The organism is Actinomyces sp. W5033 (genome assembly GCF_051303165.1).
Map to the genome: position 1 here is coordinate 87315 of NZ_JBPPGD010000001.1, position 16635 is coordinate 103949.

11 protein-coding genes are annotated in these 16635 nt (G+C 72.2%); 5 read left to right on the forward strand and 6 right to left on the reverse strand.

The window, feature by feature from the left end:
* Positions 1-24 precede the first annotated feature (24 nt).
* On the forward strand, positions 25-1365 hold the full coding sequence (locus tag ACSJJR_RS00395; protein WP_435941544.1) for a class II 3-deoxy-7-phosphoheptulonate synthase: 1341 nt from the start codon (positions 25-27) through the stop codon (positions 1363-1365).
* 16 nt (positions 1366-1381) lie between these two features.
* On the opposite strand, the gene pknB is transcribed toward ACSJJR_RS00395, so the two are convergent.
* Positions 1382-3382 (reverse strand): Stk1 family PASTA domain-containing Ser/Thr kinase, encoded by a 2001-nt coding sequence (pknB, locus tag ACSJJR_RS00400; RefSeq protein WP_435941545.1) that lies wholly within the window; start codon positions 3380-3382, stop codon positions 1382-1384.
* Between the two features lie 54 nt (positions 3383-3436).
* Positions 3437-4660: a polyprenyl synthetase family protein gene (locus tag ACSJJR_RS00405; protein WP_435941546.1), complete on the reverse strand. Its 1224-nt coding sequence runs from the start codon at positions 4658-4660 to the stop codon at positions 3437-3439.
* Between the two features lie 172 nt (positions 4661-4832).
* On the opposite strand from ACSJJR_RS00405, the gene ACSJJR_RS00410 reads away from it, so the two are divergent.
* Positions 4833-6485, forward strand: coding sequence for an RNA polymerase sigma factor (locus ACSJJR_RS00410; RefSeq protein ID WP_435941547.1), 1653 nt, complete (start codon positions 4833-4835; stop codon positions 6483-6485).
* Between the two features lie 81 nt (positions 6486-6566).
* Here the strand turns inward: ACSJJR_RS00410 and ACSJJR_RS00415 are convergent, their stop codons facing one another.
* The 3 genes from ACSJJR_RS00415 to ACSJJR_RS00425 are packed head-to-tail and all read right to left on the reverse strand — an operon-like array spanning position 6567 to position 7770.
* On the reverse strand, positions 6567-7034 hold the full coding sequence (locus ACSJJR_RS00415) for a hypothetical protein (protein WP_435941548.1): 468 nt from the start codon (positions 7032-7034) through the stop codon (positions 6567-6569).
* On the reverse strand, positions 7031-7501 hold the full coding sequence (locus ACSJJR_RS00420; RefSeq protein WP_435941549.1) for a YbjN domain-containing protein: 471 nt from the start codon (positions 7499-7501) through the stop codon (positions 7031-7033). Before ACSJJR_RS00420 ends, ACSJJR_RS00415 begins: the two co-directional genes overlap by 4 nt.
* Before the next feature lie 5 nt (positions 7502-7506).
* Entirely contained in the window at positions 7507-7770 is a 264-nt protein-coding gene (locus ACSJJR_RS00425) for a DUF7455 domain-containing protein (protein WP_435941550.1), read from the reverse strand.
* A gap of 168 nt (positions 7771-7938) precedes the next feature.
* On the opposite strand from ACSJJR_RS00425, the gene ACSJJR_RS00430 reads away from it, so the two are divergent.
* Together ACSJJR_RS00430 and ACSJJR_RS00435 are read left to right on the forward strand one after the other, a co-directional pair.
* Positions 7939-10164, forward strand: coding sequence for a DNA gyrase/topoisomerase IV subunit B (locus ACSJJR_RS00430; protein ID WP_435941551.1), 2226 nt, complete (start codon positions 7939-7941; stop codon positions 10162-10164).
* Between the two features lie 65 nt (positions 10165-10229).
* The gene (locus ACSJJR_RS00435; protein WP_435941749.1) at positions 10230-11231 is read left to right on the forward strand and encodes a GNAT family N-acetyltransferase; all 1002 of its coding nucleotides are present in this window, start codon (positions 10230-10232) and stop codon (positions 11229-11231) included.
* Positions 11232-11295: 64 nt separating this feature from the next.
* On the opposite strand, the gene ACSJJR_RS00440 is transcribed toward ACSJJR_RS00435, so the two are convergent.
* The gene (locus ACSJJR_RS00440) at positions 11296-13827 is read right to left on the reverse strand and encodes a DNA gyrase/topoisomerase IV subunit A (RefSeq protein WP_435941552.1); all 2532 of its coding nucleotides are present in this window, start codon (positions 13825-13827) and stop codon (positions 11296-11298) included.
* Positions 13828-13915: 88 nt separating this feature from the next.
* Between ACSJJR_RS00440 and ACSJJR_RS00445 the strand changes: the two genes are divergently transcribed.
* On the forward strand, positions 13916-16630 hold the full coding sequence (locus tag ACSJJR_RS00445) for a tetratricopeptide repeat protein (protein WP_435941553.1): 2715 nt from the start codon (positions 13916-13918) through the stop codon (positions 16628-16630).
* Positions 16631-16635 lie beyond the last annotated feature (5 nt).

The following is a 16635-nucleotide window of genomic DNA, read 5'->3' on the forward strand; positions in this document are numbered from 1 at the left end:
CCTCCTCCGTATGATGCCGGTGTGATGAACGAGCTCGACGCCCCCCGGACCCCTGCCAGCTGGCGAGACCGCCCCGCCGCCCAGCAGCCCGCCTACCCGGACACCGGGCGTCTGGCCGAGGTCGCCGCGGACCTGCGCACCCGGCCCCCGCTCGTCTTCGCCGGTGAGGTTGACTCCTTGCGCGAGCGGATGGCCAAGGCCGAGCGCGGCGAGGCCTTCGTCCTCATGGGCGGCGACTGCGCCGAGTCCTTCCGGGACAACACCGCCACGAACATCCGTCTCAAGCTCCAGACCATCCTCCAGATGGCGGCGGTCCTCACCTACGGCGCCTCCACCCCCGTGGTCAAGATCGGCCGCATGGCGGGCCAGTACGCCAAGCCCCGCAGCGCGGACACCGAGACCCGTGACGGGCTCACCCTGCCCTCATACCGCGGGGACTCGGTCAACGGCCACCCCTTCACCGCCGAGGCGCGCGTGCCCGATCCCCAGCGCATGCTCGACGCCTACCTGCGCGCCGGCACCACGCTCAACCTCATCCGCTCCTTCACGATGGGCGGCTACGCGGACCTGCGCGAGGTCCACTCCTGGAACCGGGGCTTCACCGCCAACCCGGCCTACAAGCGATTCGAGTCCTTCGCCGAGGAGATCGACCGGGCCATGCGCTTCATGGCGGCCGCCGGGGTCGATTTCGACGCCCTGCGCCAGGTCGACTTCTACGCCGCCCACGAGGCCCTGCTGCTCGAGTACGAGGACGCCATGACCCGCGAGGACTCGCGCTCCGGACGCCTGTACGACACCTCCGCCCACATGCTGTGGATCGGTGAGCGCACCCGCGGGGCCGAGGACGCGCACGTCGCCCTGCTCGAAGGGGTGCACAACCCGGTGGGCGTCAAGGTCGGCCCGACGACGACGCCCGCCCAGCTCATCAGCCTCATCGACCACCTCAACCCCCACGGGGACGCCGGCCGCCTGACCGTCATCACCCGCATGGGCGCCGGGCGCATCCGCGACGTCCTGCCGACCCTGGTCGAGGCCGTCCAGGCCGACGGCCGCCCGCTCACCTGGGTCACCGACCCCATGCACGGCAACACCATCACCGCCGAGACCGGCTACAAGACCCGCGAGTTCGACACCATCATGGACGAGGTCCGCGGCTTCTTCGAGGTCCACCGGGCCCTGGGCACGGTCCCCGGGGGCATCCACGTCGAGCTCACGGGCGACGACGTCACCGAGGTCCTGGGCGGCGGCGAGCACATCGACGCCGAGCGCCTGGCCGAGCGCTACGAGACGCTCGTGGACCCGCGTCTCAACCACCAGCAGTCCCTGGAGATGGCCTTCGAGGTCGCCGAGATGCTGCGCGGCTGAGCCCGCCGGCGCTGCCTCAGACGACGTACAGGGTCACGCTCGAGCCCTTGCGCACGCTCGTGCCGGACGCCGGGTCCGTCGAGCGGGCCGTGCCGAACAGGCCGCCCCACACGTAGGACACCGTCACAACGAGGCCCGCCGTCCTCAGCGCGGTCGTGGCCTCCGACTCGCTCTTTCCGGTGACCTCCGGGACCGTGACCATCTCGGGGCCGAGCGAGACGACGAGGGAGACGCTGTCCCCGACGTACACGCCCGTGGCCCCAGCCGCGGGGCTGGAGGAGATGACGCGTCCCTGCTCCACCGTGTCGTGGTAGGAGGTCGTCACCTCGCCCTGCTCCAGGCCCGCCTTCTGCAGGGCGGTGGCGGCCTCCTGCTCGCTCATCCCTGCGAGATCGGGCACCTGGGCGGGTTGGCGCCCCTTGGAGATGACGACGGCGACGGCGGAGGAGTGGTTGGCCATCTCACCGGCGGCCGGGCTCGTGGAGACCACCTGCCCCTCGGGGACGGAGCCGGAGAAGGCCTGGGTGACGGCGCCGACCGCCAGACCCGCCTGCGTGATCGCCTCCGTGGCCTCCTCGCGGCTGCGTCCGACGACGTCGGGCACCTGCTTCTGCTCGATGCCGCGTGAGATGACCGCTGTGACGGGCGCCCCCAGGCGTACCGAGGACCCGGGGTCCGGGTCGCAGGAGATGACGCAGCCTGAGGCGACCGTGTCCGAGTAGGCGCGGGTCGGTGCCGCCCAGACCAGCCCGGCGGCCACGACGGCGGCCTGGGCCTCCTCCTGGACGAGCCCGACGACCTGCGGGACATCGACGTGGCGCCCCGGTCCCTCCTGCGTGTACCACCAGCCCGCGCCCGCCCCACCGAGGGCGGTGAGCGTGCCCAGACCAATGACGGCACGACGCCGCACCCGCCCGTGGCGCGGGCGGCTGAGCGAGGTCGTCGCCTGCTGCGCGGCGGCAAGGGCCGAGCGGTCCAGGGAGCGCGTGGCGCCCGAGGAGCCGATGGACCCGATGGGCAGCGAGACGGTCCTGAACCCGGCAGCCGGGGTCGAGTCCGCGTCGTCGGCCTCTGGCTCCTGGCGCACCGCCTGGCGGGCCGCCTCCGCGTTGGCTGCCAGCACCTCCTGCGTGCGCAGCGAACCGGTGCCGCCCCCGCGCTTGACGCTCATCTCACTGGGGGTCAGGGAGGCGACCACGGCACGCAGCCGCGCCAGGGCCTCGTCGGCGTCCGCCAGGCGCTCGCTCGGCTCACGGCGGGTCATGTCCGCGACCAGGCTGTCCACGCAGGCGGGCGCCTCGGGCACCAGCGCGGACACCAGGGGCACGTCCTCGTGGACGTTGCGGAAGGCGATCTGGATGGGGGTGTCCGCCGCGAAGGGCTGCTCTCCGGTGAGCAGCTCGTAGAGGATGACGCCGGTGGAGAAGACGTCGGCGCGCGGCGAGGACACGCCCGCGGTGATGAGCTCGGGGGCGAGGTAGGCGACGGTGCCGAGCACATTGCCGGTGGTGGTCTGGGCGGACTCGGTGACAGCGCGCGCCAGCCCGAAGTCGGCGACCTTGGCCACCGAGCCGTCGGAGGGAAGGAGGACGTTCTCCGGCTTGACGTCACGGTGGACGAGTCCCGCGCGGTGCGCGGCCCCCAGCGGGCGCAGCACCTGGGCGATGAGCCCCAGCGCCTCCTTGACGCTCAGCGGCCCGGTGGAGATGAGGTCACGCAGGTTGGGGCCCTCGACGAGCTCCATGACGAGGTAAGCGACGCCGTCGAGGCTGCCCTGGTCGTAGACGGCGACGACGCCCGGGTTGCTCAGGCGTGCCGCGGCGCGCGCCTCGCGGCGGAAGCGGGAGACGAAGTCGGGCGAGTCCGCCAGGTGAGGGTGCATGAGCTTGAGCGCCACCGTGCGCTCAAGCCTGCGGTCGTGGGCCGCATAGACCGTGGCCATGCCGCCACAGGCCACCCGGTCAACGATCTCGTAGCGAGAGTCGACCAGGCGTCCGATGAGGGGATCCGTGACCACGCGGGCAGTCTACGGGCGGGCGGGCCGGGCGCCGGAACCAACGCGCCCGGCCACTTAGGCGCGCCTGCGCGTGAGCGCCCGCGCCGCCTCCTCCAGGCTCCGCGAGGAGGTCTCGGGCAGCGTGCCCGGCTCCAGGGCGCGCAGTGCGGCCAGGCCGGCAGCGAGGTGCGCCTCGACCTGAGCCTCGTGGGCCCGGCGCGCACCGCAGCCCTCGATGACCCGGGTGGCGTGCGCCAGCGCGGCCTGCCCGGCCCCGGGCTGGGCCAGGACGGCGCGCAGGGCATGGCGTCCGTCCTCGTCCGCCATCCGCCAGGCCAGGGACAGCAGGACGGTGCGCTTGCCCTCGCGCAGGTCGTCGCCCGCGGGCTTGCCGGTGACCCTCGGGTCGCCAAAGACCCCGAGGTCGTCGTCGCGCAGCTGGAAGGCCGTGCCGACCTCCTCGCCGAAGACCGACAGGGCCTCGTACAGGGCAGAGCCGGGCTCCACGCCCGCCAGGAGCGCACCGATGAGCAGCGGGTGCATGACGGAGTATCGGGCGGACTTGTGGCGCACGACGGCCAGGGCCTGCTCGTGCATGGCGTGGGCGGCGGCGGTGGGGTCCGCCCCCGGGGCGGACAGGGCAGTGACCTCGCTGCGGATGTCGAGGTACTGGCCGACGGCGACCTCGGCCGTCATGGCGTCGAAGGCGCTGCGGGCACGGTCACAGCGGGCGGCCTGGAGGCTGTGGCCGCCGAGCTCGACGGCGGCGAGGCCGCTCATCTGCCCGGCTGCCAGGGACAGCAGCACGTCACCCAGGAGGAGGGCGCCGTGGCGCCCGAAGGCCTCCGGGTCCCCGAGCCAGCCCGAGTCCCGGTGCAGGCTGGCCAGGCGCCGGTGCGCGGCCGGCATACCCCGTCGGGTCTGGGCGGAGTCGATGACGTCGTCGTGCACGAGGGCACTGGCCTGGTAGAGCTCGAGGGCCGCGCCGACGCGCGCGACCACGGGCGAGGACAGGGCCTGCTGCCTCTGGACGCCGTCGAGCAGCAGGACGGCGCCGAGGGCGCTGAGCAGGGCCCGGGTGCGCTTGCCCCCGCTGAGCAGGTCCGCGGCGGCGTCCAGCAGCTCGTCGCAGGCGGGACCGAGGCCGTGCCAGCGGCGACGGTGCTCCTCGAGGACCTGGGCGAGGCGGGCATCGACGCCGGCGCGCACACGCTCGCTGACGCCGGTCCAGTCGCTCCCGGCGGGGTCCGTGGGGCCCTGGTCTGGACGGGGGAGGGATCCGGTGGCGGGTGAGCTCATGGGCGCAGCGTATCGGCCGGGGATCCAGGGCCACTTCCCAGCCGCCAACGAGGGCGCATGAGGAGCCGGCGGGAATAAAGGCTACAATGACGCGGTTGCCTGCTGCGTCGGTGGTGGCCTGCGCCTCGCGCGCACCACCGCCTGAGACGTCACCCCACGTGAAAGGACATCCGTGGCCACTTCCACAGCCTCGCGCAAGCGCGCCTCCTCGCGCAAGGACGACATCGACGAGGTCGAGGACTTCGACCTTGACGACCTCGACAGCTCGGACGAGGAGGAGGACGAGGACTCGGAGGACTCCGACGACCTGTACGACTCTGACGACGAGGACCTGGACGAGGAGGACGTGGCGGGCTCCGACGACGAGGAGGACGGCGACGAGGGAACCGAGGACGAGGGCCCCGCGCCCGAGCTGCGCGACTACTACCTCGACGTGAGCCTCGAGGAGGACGGAGACGGCTCCAAGCGCTCCCCCTTCAACACCCCGGCCTCACTCAAGGGCGTGCGACTGGCCCCCGGTGCCACCCTCTACGTGCGTTCGCGCACCGTGGTCGAGGGCCTGGAGATCGCAGGCAACGGCACGCTCGAGGAGCCCATCACCCTGGCCCCCTACGGCCACGGCCCGGTGCCGCGCTTCATCCTGCCCGACGAGGAGGAGCCGGTCGTCGCCCGCGACTTCCTCACCCGCAACGGGTTCATCTTCCGCGGCTGGGTCATCAAGGGCATCAAGATGGAACCCTCCATCGCCGCCCTCACGGGCGAGCTCGAGCGCATGCGCCGTGAGGAGGCGGAGAAGGCTGCCGCCAAGAAGGCGGGCAAGCGCTCGCGCTCCTCCAAGGACAAGGACGGCTCCTACACGGTCTCCGACTCCGACGAGGGCGACGAGCCCGCGCAGAAGGTCGTCACCGCCGGCGCCACCGCGGACCCGGTCAAGGACTACCTCAAGCAGATCGGCAAGGTCGCCCTCCTCAACGCCGAGCAGGAGGTCGAGCTCGCCAAGCGCATCGAGGCCGGCATGTACGCCGAGTACCTGCTGAGCACCGACGACGGCGAGCTCGAGGCGAAGCACCGTCGTGAGCTCCTGTGGATCTCCAACGACGGCCAGCGCGCCAAGAACCACCTGCTCGAGGCGAACCTGCGTCTGGTGGTCTCCCTGGCCAAGCGCTACACGGGCCGCGGCATGCTCTTCCTCGACCTCATCCAGGAGGGCAACCTCGGTCTCATCCGCGCCGTCGAGAAGTTCGACTACACCAAGGGCTTCAAGTTCTCCACCTACGCGACCTGGTGGATCCGCCAGGCCATCACCCGTGCCATGGCGGACCAGGCCCGCACGATCCGCATTCCCGTGCACATGGTTGAGGTCATCAACAAGCTCGCCCGCGTCCAGCGGCAGATGCTCCAGGACCTGGGCCGCGAGCCCACCCCGGAGGAGCTGGCGGTCGAGCTCGACATGACCCCCGAGAAGGTCATCGAGGTCCAGAAGTACGGGCGCGAGCCCATCAGCCTGCACACGCCGCTGGGGGAGGACGGCGACAGCGAGTTCGGTGACCTCATTGAGGACTCCGAGGCCGTGGTCCCGGCGGACGCGGTGAGCTTCACCCTCCTTCAGGAGCAGCTGCACGCGGTGCTCGACACGCTCTCCGAGCGGGAGGCCGGCGTCGTGTCCATGCGCTTCGGCCTGACCGACGGCCAGCCCAAGACGCTCGACGAGATCGGCAAGGTCTACGGCGTCACGCGTGAGCGCATCCGTCAGATCGAGTCCAAGACGATGAGCAAGCTGCGTCACCCCTCGCGCAGCCAGGTCCTGCGCGACTACCTCGACTGACAGCCCCGGCTCCCCAGCGGGTGCGGTGACAGCGCTCACCGCACCCGCTGGCCGGCTCCGAGGCCCAGGCCGGCGGGGCCTTCAGCGCAGGGCGTCTCGCAGGTCGGTGAAGGCCTCCTGGAAGGAGACGACCGAGGCCTGCACGTGCCGCAGCGCCTGCGCGTGCGTCACACCGGCCCCGGTGCCCAGGGCGCAGGCACCGCCCAGCAGCAGGCCGCCGTCGGGCGCCTCACGGGTGGCGTGCACCTCGAGGAGGAAGCAGGTGGGCCACGGGTGGTGGCGGTGACGCTCCTCAATGGCCTCACGCAGCCGGGGCCGCAACGCCATCGGGAAGGGCTCAGGCTCCAGCCCCACCACGTTGAGCACCCCGGACGGGCCCTGGCTGACCGTCATCCGGACGACGACCTCGCCCCAGCGGCCCATGAGGGCCCCGTCGGGGCCGGGGCTCACCCGGGTGCCGGCCTGAGCCAGCAGCCGGGCCAGGCTCGCGGTGTCCAGGGGGCCGGGAACCTGCGCCTCGCCCTCGGGCACCGGTGCTGTTGCGCTCATGAGACCTCCAGCCGGACCAGCCGGGAGCCGAGCTCGTCGAAGAGGGACTGCGCGGCGCCCAGGGCGTCCGCCACGTGGGCGCGCAGCTGGTCCTCGGTGACCCCCTCGGTGAGGTCCACGGCCTGGGCCGTGTGCACGAGCAGCACCCCCTGGTCCTGGACCTCGAGGTGGGCCTGCGGCCAGGGGGTGCGCCGGTGGTGGTCCTCGATGAGACGGCGCGCGGTCTCGCGCACGCCGACGTCCAGGGCCACGTGCCAGGTGGAGCGCACGAGCAGGGCCTCGCCGTGCTCGCCGCGCTGGTGCAGGGCGACCTCGTCCAGGAGGGGCGTCACGCGCAGCTCGCCCTCCGGGCCCACCCGGTGGCTCCAGCCGGCCTGCGCGCACAGGGTGAGCAGGCGCTCGCGCGTGAGCGGCGTCGGAACCTCTGACGCGCCGGCGCCCACCGCCGGGGACGGCCCCGTGCGCACCTGCCTCACCGGGCGGGGGACAGGCAGGCGGTCTCGTCCTGGATGAACAGGGCCTGCTGCTCCAGGGCTGGCATGTGCGCGCGGGCGTGGTGGCCGCACATGAGCAGCTCGCCCGAGGCCAGGACCGCGCGGACGAAGGCCTGCGCGCCGCAGACGTCACAACGGTCGGCGCTCGTCAGCGGGCGCTCGGGGCCGCCTGCGACGGCGGGCCCGGAGCCGGCGGGGACGGTCGCCTCTGCGGCGACGGTGGGGGCACTCATCTGACTCATGTGCCCACTCCACCACCGGCACCGGCCCAGGCGACAGCCGCACGGGCCGCTTTCCGCCCCGGGCGCAGCCGCTGAGCCCTGGGCGAACCCGGGAAGGTGGAGGAACACCACATCGTGGAGGCCGCGAGGGACAGGTGCCGACGAACATCTGTCCGATAGGTTTCCTACGTGTCCGTCAGCTCGAGCTCCTACTCCGCGCGCCACCTCTCCGTCCTCGAGGGGCTGGAGGCCGTGCGCAAGCGACCCGGCATGTACATCGGCTCAACGGACCAGCGCGGGCTCATGCACTGCGTGTGGGAGATCGTGGACAACGCCGTCGATGAGGCCCTGGAGGGCCACGGCACCTCCATCGCCGTCGTCGTCCACGCCGACGGCTCCGTCGAGGTGCGCGACACCGGCCGCGGTGTGCCCGTTGACGTCGAGCCCGCCTCCGGGCTGACCGGTGTCGAGCTCGTCTACACCAAGCTGCACGCGGGCGGGAAGTTCGGCGGCGGCTCCTACGGGGCGGCGGGCGGCCTGCACGGCGTGGGCGCCAGCGTCGTCAACGCCCTGAGCGTGCGTATGGACGTCGAGGTGGACCGCGGCGGCACCACCTACGCCATGAGCTTCCACCGGGGCGTGCCCGGCGTCTTCGACGACGGCGGCCAGGCCCCCACCCCCGACGCCCCCTTCACGGAGTTCACCGAGGCCTCCGGGCTGCGCGTCGTCGGCAAGGTGCGCCGGGGCGTCACCGGCACCCGGGTGCGCTACTGGGCGGACCCCCAGATCTTCCCCAAGCCCACCGAGTACGACGCCTCCGCCCTGCGCTCACGCCTGCGCCAGACCAGCTTCCTCGTGCCGGGACTGACCCTGACCCTGGCCGACGAGCGTCCCGCCGAGGAGGCCGCGCGCTCCGAGCACGCCCCCTCGTCGGGACCCGGGGCCGATGAGATGGCCCAGCGCTCCGGCGCCCCCAAGGCCTTCGAGGAGGCCGGGGACCTGTTCGACACGGGCGGGCAGGAGGGGGTCGAGACCTTCCTCGCCAAGGGAGGCACCCGCGACTTCGTTGACTTCCTGGCCACCGACGCCTCCGTCACCGACACCTTCCACCTCACCGGTGAGGGCACGTACACCGAGACCGTCCAGCAGCTCGACAAGCGCTCGGGCCACCTGCGTCCTGTCGAGGTTGAGCGCACGTGCCAGGTTGACGTCGCCCTGCGCTGGGGCATCGGCTACGACACGCTCGAGCGCTCCTTCGTCAACATCATCGCCACCCCCATGGGGGGCACGCACCTGGCCGGCTTCGAGCAGGCCGTCACCAAGGTCCTGCGCAAGCAGATCGACACCAACGCCCGGGCCCTCAAGGTCACCGCCCGTGACGCGCGCATCGAGAAGGACGACATCCTCGCCGGGCTGACGGCCGTCGTGACGGTGCGCGTGCCCGAGCCGCAGTTCGAGGGGCAGACCAAGGAGGTGCTGGGCACCGCGCCCGTGCGCCAGATCGTCGCCAAGGTCGTGGAGAGCGGGCTCAGTGCCCTGCTGACCTCCTCCAAGCGCGACCTCAAGAGCCAGTCACGCGCCCTGCAGGAGAAGATCGTCGGGGAGATGCGCGCGCGCGTGAGCGCCCGCATGCACAAGGAGCTCACGCGCCGCAAGACGGCCCTGGAGACCTCGACCCTGCCGGCCAAGCTCGCCGACTGCCGCAGCGACGACGTCGGCGCCTCCGAGCTGTTCATCGTCGAGGGGGACTCCGCGCTGGGCACCGCCAAGAACGCCCGCAACTCCGAGTTCCAGGCGCTGCTGCCCATCCGGGGCAAGATCCTCAACGTCCAGAAGGCCTCCCAGGCGGACATGCTGCGCAACGCCGAGTGCTCGGCCATCATCCAGGTGGTCGGGGCCGGCTCCGGGCGCACCTTCGACCTGGACGCCGCCCGCTACGGCAAGGTCATCCTCATGACCGACGCCGACGTTGACGGCGCCCACATCCGCACCCTGCTGCTGACGCTCTTCTTCCGCTACATGCGTCCCATGATCGAGGCCGGCAGGGTGTACGCGGCTGTCCCGCCGCTGCACCGCGTCGAGGTCTCGGCCCAGGGGCGCCGCAAGAAGGAGGTCCTCTACACCTACTCCGACGACGAGCTCGTGCGCACGCTGCGCAGGCTTGAGAAGCAGGGTCGCTCCTTCAAGGAGCCCCAGCGCTACAAGGGGCTCGGTGAGATGGACGCCCACCAGCTGGCGGAGACGACGATGGAGCCAGAGCACCGTACCCTGCGTCGTATCACCCTGGGGGACGAGGCCGAGCTGCTGGCCGCGGAGAGCGTCTTCGAGCTCCTCATGGGCCAGAGCGTGGAGCCCAGGCGCGACTTCATCATCGAGGGGGCGCACGCCATCGACCGCGAGCGTATCGACGCCTGAGGCAGGAGGGACCAGTGGCCGTCTACGGATTCGCCCGGCACGCCGGGGCCAACGGGCTGTGGGGCATGATGCGACCCGGCCCGCGCTCCGCCCTGCCCCGGGACCTGTTGTGGATGCCGCTCGGCCCCGCTGACAACCAGGAGCTGGCGGACCTGCTGCACCGGGCCGAGGCGGTGGACAACCCGCCCTACCGCACGACGGCGCAGGAGACCGCCGAGTACTTCGTCGATCCCACCTACTCGGGGGTCGCCGGGCGTGACGCCGAGGGCGTCATGCGTGCCTTCGGGCTCGTGCGCCTGCGCCCGGCGGCGGAGGTCTACGCCTCCATCGTCGGCATCGTGGACCCCGGGTGGCGCGGGCGCGGCATCGGCGGGGCCCTGCTGCACTGGCAGGTCGAGCGGGCCCGCCACCTCATCGGCGTGGAGCGTGCCGCGACGGTCGGCTCCAGGCGTGCCGAGGCTCGCGCCCACGTGGTGACGACCGTTCTCGAGGGCGATGAGCGGATGATGCGTCACCTGTCCGAGCTCGGCTTCGAGCCGCGCCGCTGGTACCGCGAGCTGCGCCGTGACCTCGCCGTGCCGGTGCCCGACGTCGATCTCGACGGCTTCCTCACGGTTGAGCCGTGGAGCGAGGAGCTCGATGACGCCGCCCGCCGCGCCCACAACGAGGCGTTGTCGGACAGCACCGGCCAGCGGCCCATGAGCGTGGAGAAGTGGGCTGCCGGGCGGGCCTACTTCGCGCCCGCCTGGAGCTTTGTGGCGGTGGACCGCTCGGGGGACCGGGTCCGGGTGGCCGGCTACCTGCGCTCGGGGCGCTATGAGCAGGACTGGGAGGCGCTGGGCTGGCGCGAGGGCTACACGGACATGATCGGGGTCCGGGCCGAGTACCGTGGCCGGCACGTGGGTGAGGCGCTGCTGACCGCCGCCATGAGGGCCTACGCGCGTGACGGCATGCAGTTCGCGGCGACTGGTGTGGACTCGGACAACCCGACGGGCGCGGTGGACCTGTACCGCGAGCTCGGCTACACGCCCACGCGCGGCTCGGTCCTGTACTCCCTCGAGGTCTGAGGCCCCCGGGGGCTGGGCCCGCGCGGGGCCTGCCTGGCGCCCGGGGCCTGCGTGGTGCCCGGCCTCAGCCGATGCCGGCGACCGGTGCGGCCAGCGGCGTGCCGGAGGCGTCGCGGCGCTCATCGACCTCGGGCAGCGCCACCTCCTGTCCCCCGGAGCCGACCGCGCGCGCCGGCCCGATGCCCACCCAGGCGAGCACCAGCCGGTCCTCGCCCCGCAGGAAGCGCTGGGCGCGCACGCCACCGGTGGCACGGCCCTTGGCCGGGTAACGGTCCAGGGGCGTGACCTTGACCGAGCCGGTGCCCATCCCCGGCAGCGCCTCCTCGGCGTTAGCGACCGTGACGACGACGGCCTCGGCGAGCAGCGCCTTGGGGACCGCGGCCCCCGACAGGACCCTCGCCCCCTCGCGCAGGCTGATGCCCGCCATGCCGCCGGCGCCGCGCCCCTGCGGACGCACCCTGGCCGCCTCGAAGCGCAGCAGCTGGGCGTCTGAGGTCACGAGCACGAGCATGTCCGTGTCCGCCGCCGTGCCCGCGAAGACCACCCTGTCGCCGTCGGACAGGCTGATGACCTCCCAGGAGTCGCCGCGCGCCGGCTCGTCACCGGGCTTGACACGCTTGATGACGCCCTGGGCCGTGGCCAGCACCACCGGCACCGAGGCGGCCTCGCCCACGGGCACGAGCCCCACGACCCTCTCGGCGGGCTCGAGGTCCACGAGCAGGTAAGCCGGCTGCCCGCCTGCGACGGAGGGGGCGCCCTCCAGCCGCGGAACCTCGGGGGTGGCGAGCACGTCCATGAGCACGAGGCGACCGGTGTCGGTGACCGCACCGACCCTGCTGCGCGCCGTCGTGGCCACCTGGCTCGTGAGTGCGTCATGGCGCTGGCGGGCGCCCGAGCGGGAGACCGGCTCGGCGCCGCTGACCCGGGCCACCAGCCCCGTGGCGGACAGCAGTACCCGGCAGGGGTCGTCCGGGACGGTGAGCGGCACGTCACCGGCACCGGCCATGACACTGGCGGCGATGGCCTCGGCCATGGCGTTGGAGGCCCCCGCACCCGCCCCGCCGGGTGCGCCGGAGCCTCCGGTCAGGGCGCCGGCCCCGGCGCCCGCGGCCTCCAGCAGCACGGTGCGCCGCGGTGTGCCGTGCTCCTCAGCCACCAGCGCCAGCTCGCGTGAGACGACGCCGCGCAGCAGGGCGTCGTCGGCCAGGACCGCCTCCAGCTCGGCGATCTCCTGGGTGAGGGTGTCGCGCTCCTTCTCCAGCTCGATGACCGAGAACTTCGTCAGCCGCCGCAGCTGCAGCTCGAGGATGTAGGAGGCCTGGGCCTCGGACAGGTCGAAGACCTGCATGAGCCGGGTGCGGGCCGTGGCCGCGTCCTCGCTGGAGCGCACCACCTGGATGACCTCGTCGATGTCGAGGATGGCGATGAGCAGGCCCTCCACGAGGTGCTGGCGCTCGCACCGCCGGGCCAGGCGGAAGCGGGTGCGCCGCTCGACCACGGTGAGGCGGTGGCGCACGAAGACCTCGAGCAGCTCGCGCAGACCCAGGGTGCGCGGCTGGCCGTCAACGAGGCACACGTTGTTGATGCCGAAGGAGTCCTCCAGGGGCGTGTGCTTGTACAGCTGGGCGAGGACGGCCTCCGGGTTGTAACCGTTCTTGACGCTGATGACCAGGCGGGTGCCGTTCTTGCGGTCGGTGAGGTCGGCGACGTCGGTGATGCCCTGGAGCTTCTTGGAGGCGACCGTCTCCTTGATACGGGCGATGACCTTCTCTGGGCCCACGAGGTAGGGCAGCTCGGTGACGACGATGCCCTTCTTGCGCGGCGTGATGTTCTCGATGCGGGCGGTGGCACGGGTGAGGAACTTGCCGCGCCCGGTGCGGTAGGCCTCGCGGATGCCGTCCAGACCCACGATCATGCCGCCGGCGGGCAGGTCCGGCCCGGGCACGAAGGCCATGAGGTCCTCCAGGCTCGCCTCGGGGTGCTCCAGCAGGTGGCGGGCGGCGCCGATGACCTCGACGAGGTTGTGGGGCGCCATGTTGGTCGCCATGCCGACGGCGATGCCGGAGGCGCCGTTGACGAGCAGGTTGGGGAAGGCGGCGGGCAGGACCTCGGGCTCGGTGAGGGTGTAGTCGTAGTTGGGGGTGAAGTCAACCGTGTCCTCGTCGATGTCGGCGGTCAGGGCGAGGGCCGGGGAGGCCAGGCGGGCCTCGGTGTAACGGGGGGCGGCGGGGCCGTCGTCGAGGGAGCCGAAGTTGCCGTGGCCGTCGATGAGCGGCAGGCGCATGGTGAAGGGCTGGGCCAGGCGCACCAGGGCCTCGTAGATGGCGACGTCGCCGTGGGGGTGCAGGCGGCCCATGACGTCACCGACGACGCGCGAGGACTTCACGTGCGGGCGGTCGGGGCGCAGGCCCATGCGGTCCATCTGGAACAGGATGCGGCGCTGGACGGGCTTGAGGCCGTCGCGGGCGTCGGGCAGGGCGCGCGCGTAGATGACCGAGTAGGCGTACTCGAGGAAGGAGGTCTTCATCTCCGTGGAGAGGTCCATCTCCACGATCTCGCCGTCAACCGGGGCAGGCGTCTGGGTGGGCATCGGCATGTGCGCATTGTCCAGGCCGGGCGCCGTTGCCCGCACATCGACACCCGGGCGTGAGGAGCGCGACGGCGCTGCCGCTAGTATCTGTGACATGGGTGACAGCTTGCTGGGTGCCGGGCACCGGGAGATCGTCGAGAGGCTGCTGGAACGGCTTGAGCGGGTCGCCGACCCGGACTGCCAGGAGCCCCGTGTCATCGTCCTCAGAGGGGCGTCGGGTGTGGGCAAGACCCGCATCGTCCAGGAGCTCTACGAGCGGCTGCGCCAGGAGCGCGGTGACGCCTACTGGCCGCCGCTCGCGCCGGTGACCCGCCAGCACCTGGGGGCGGGGGCGGACCCCATGCCGGGGCGCAAGCTCGTCGCCCCGCCGCTGACTGGCTTCGTGTGGCCTGAGGACGCGCTGCCGACCTTCGGGTGGTGGGGGTTCAACTGTGAGCGCCTGTCGACCGGCAATGAGATGGACGTCGTCCAGGCTGTGGTGCCGCAGCTGGGCGCCCACACGATTCCCGTGGAGATTGCCCGGTTCCGGTCGCTGGGTGGGGGCCGGAGGACGTATGAGCTGGCTGCCTCAGCCTGGCGGGCGGTGCGCGCAGACCTCGTGGAGGAGGGCGGAGACGCCGCCCTGGACCTCCTGGCCGGGCTTGTGGGAGTGACGGTCCCCTTTGTGGGCGTCCTTGCCCGCTGGGGCGTCAAGGGCTTCGGGGGAGCCAAGCAGGCATGGGACCGGCGCGCAGATCTCGGCGGCCTTATCAACGTGGGGGAGCGTGTGGAGGAGCAGCGGCGTAGCGCCGCCGAGGACCTCGCCGACGTCCTGTCCGCTATGACGGCCAAGGAGGTGCCGGCGGTCCTCGTTGTGGAGGACGCCCACCTCATGGGAGGAGACCTCGCCGAGCTGCTCAACCAGCTGGCGGCACGGCGCAGCGCCCCTGTGCTCGTGGTGGCGACGGCCTGGCCGGAGACCCGTACGGGCTCCGTCTACGAGCGGTGGTATGAGTCGGCGAGCGCCGAAGGCAGGGTGGAGCGTCTGGAGGTCCCGGCTCTGGGTGCGGGGGACCTCGTGTCGATCCTGCGCGAGCACGCGCCGAAGACGGATGACGCGACCGCTCAGGCCATCGTGGGTCGCCTGGCGAACCCGCACCTGCTCAAGCTGTGGCTCACCATGAAGGTGACGCGAAGGCGGATCGAGGGAGGCGGCGGGGCACTCGTGCTCCGTGAGGGGGATCTTGAGGACCTGCCCAGGGACCTGAAGGAGGTCATCGCCCGGCGGTGGGACGAGCTCGACGAGGAGGTGCGCGAGGCCCTCACCTGGGCGGTGGCAGCCAATCCCGACGCAGACGACGCGGTGTGCCGTTTTCCGCCGCGGGAGGTCGCTCAGGCGGTGGCGCAGTGGAGGCACGCTGACCGGCAGGACACCCGTCGCGCCTTCGCCCACGCCGTTGACCCGGACTCGTGGTGCCTTCTGGAGGAGGAGTCGGAGCTCTTCACTGAGATTCTCCTCGCCGAGCACGTGCGTGAGCTGAGCCCAGAACTGGTCGGTGAGGACGAGGCCGAGGACCTGCGCGAGTGCGTGCGCAGGGCGCTGGCGGCGCGCCTGAGCTCCTTCTTCACGAAGCTCGATCTGCCGTCAGGCCGGGGCAGCTCTCTTCTGGCGTCCTGGTACCTGACGCTCACGGGTGCCCGGGTCGGTGCCAATACCGACTCGTCCGAGGAGGACACATGGCGACCGGCTGAGGAGGACGACGTCGAGGCGTTGGCAGTCGCTCTGTGGCATGCGGCCAATGAAGCCGCGCAGAGGTACCGCTACGATCAGGCAGTTCGCTTCGCAGCGCGGGTACTCACCTGCCTCCAGGCGTGTGCCCTGGACGCAGGTGACCCTCGCGGCCGCATGGTTCGAGATCACAACGCGAGATGGGTGTTGGATGCGGGTGACCCGGCCCGGGCGGCGGGCCTGTACTCGGAGCTGCTCGAGGACTGCATGCGGCTGCTGGGTGCGGACCACCCCGACACCCTGGCTACCCGGGGCAACCTGGCGTCGGCGGCGTTGGCTGCGGGTGACCCGGGCCGGGCAGCGGGCATGTTCTCCGAGCTGCTCAAGGACCAGTTGCGGCTGCTGGGGCCAGAGCACCCCGACACCCTGGCCACCCGGGGCAACCTGGCCTCGGCGGTGCGGGATGCGGGTGACCCGGGCCGGGCAGCGGGCATGTACTCCGAGCTGCTCGAGGACTGCATGCGGGTGCTGGGTGCGGACCACCCCGGCACCCTGGCCACCCGGGGCAACCTGGCCTCGGCGGTGTTGGCTGCGGGTGACCCGGGCCGGGCGGCGGGCATGTTCTCCGAGCTGCTCAAGGACATGGCGCGGGTACTGGGGCCAGAGCACCCCCACACCCTGACCACCCGGGGCAACCTGGCCTCGGCGGTGCGGGATGCGGGTGACCCGGGCCGGGCAGCGGGCATGTACTCCGAGCTGCTCAAGGACCACACGCGGCTGCTGGGGGCCGACCACCCCGGCACCCTGACCACCCGGAACAGCCTGGCGTCGGCGGCGTTGGCTGCGGGTGACCCGGGCCGGGCAGCGGGCATGTACTCCGAGCTGCTCAAGGACATGGCGCGGGTGCTGGGGCCAGAGCACCCCGGCACCCTGACCACCCGGGCCAACCTGGCGTCGGCGGTGCGGGCGGCGGGTGACCCGGAGAAGGCGGCCGATGGCATGCGTGCGCTTCTTGCGGACCTGCTGGCACGTCCAGAGCCGCACAAGGCACTCATCGCGCAGGTCAGGCAGGTGCTGGCCTCCTGGGGTGAGGACGTCTGAATCCC

Excerpts from the sequence above, each read along its gene's own strand:
- ACSJJR_RS00395 (WP_435941544.1), top strand. The coding sequence starts at position 25 with ATGAACGAGCTCGACGCCCCCCGGACCCCTGCCAGCTGGCGAGACCGC.
- ACSJJR_RS00405 (WP_435941546.1), bottom strand. The coding sequence starts at position 4,660 with ATGAGCTCACCCGCCACCGGATCCCTCCCCCGTCCAGACCAGGGCCCC.
- ACSJJR_RS00415 (WP_435941548.1), bottom strand. The coding sequence starts at position 7,034 with ATGAGCGCAACAGCACCGGTGCCCGAGGGCGAGGCGCAGGTTCCCGGC.
- ACSJJR_RS00425 (WP_435941550.1), bottom strand. The coding sequence starts at position 7,770 with ATGAGTCAGATGAGTGCCCCCACCGTCGCCGCAGAGGCGACCGTCCCC.
- ACSJJR_RS00435 (WP_435941749.1), top strand. The coding sequence starts at position 10,230 with ATGATGCGACCCGGCCCGCGCTCCGCCCTGCCCCGGGACCTGTTGTGG.
- ACSJJR_RS00440 (WP_435941552.1), bottom strand. The coding sequence starts at position 13,827 with ATGCCGATGCCCACCCAGACGCCTGCCCCGGTTGACGGCGAGATCGTG.
- ACSJJR_RS00445 (WP_435941553.1), top strand. The coding sequence starts at position 13,916 with ATGGGTGACAGCTTGCTGGGTGCCGGGCACCGGGAGATCGTCGAGAGG.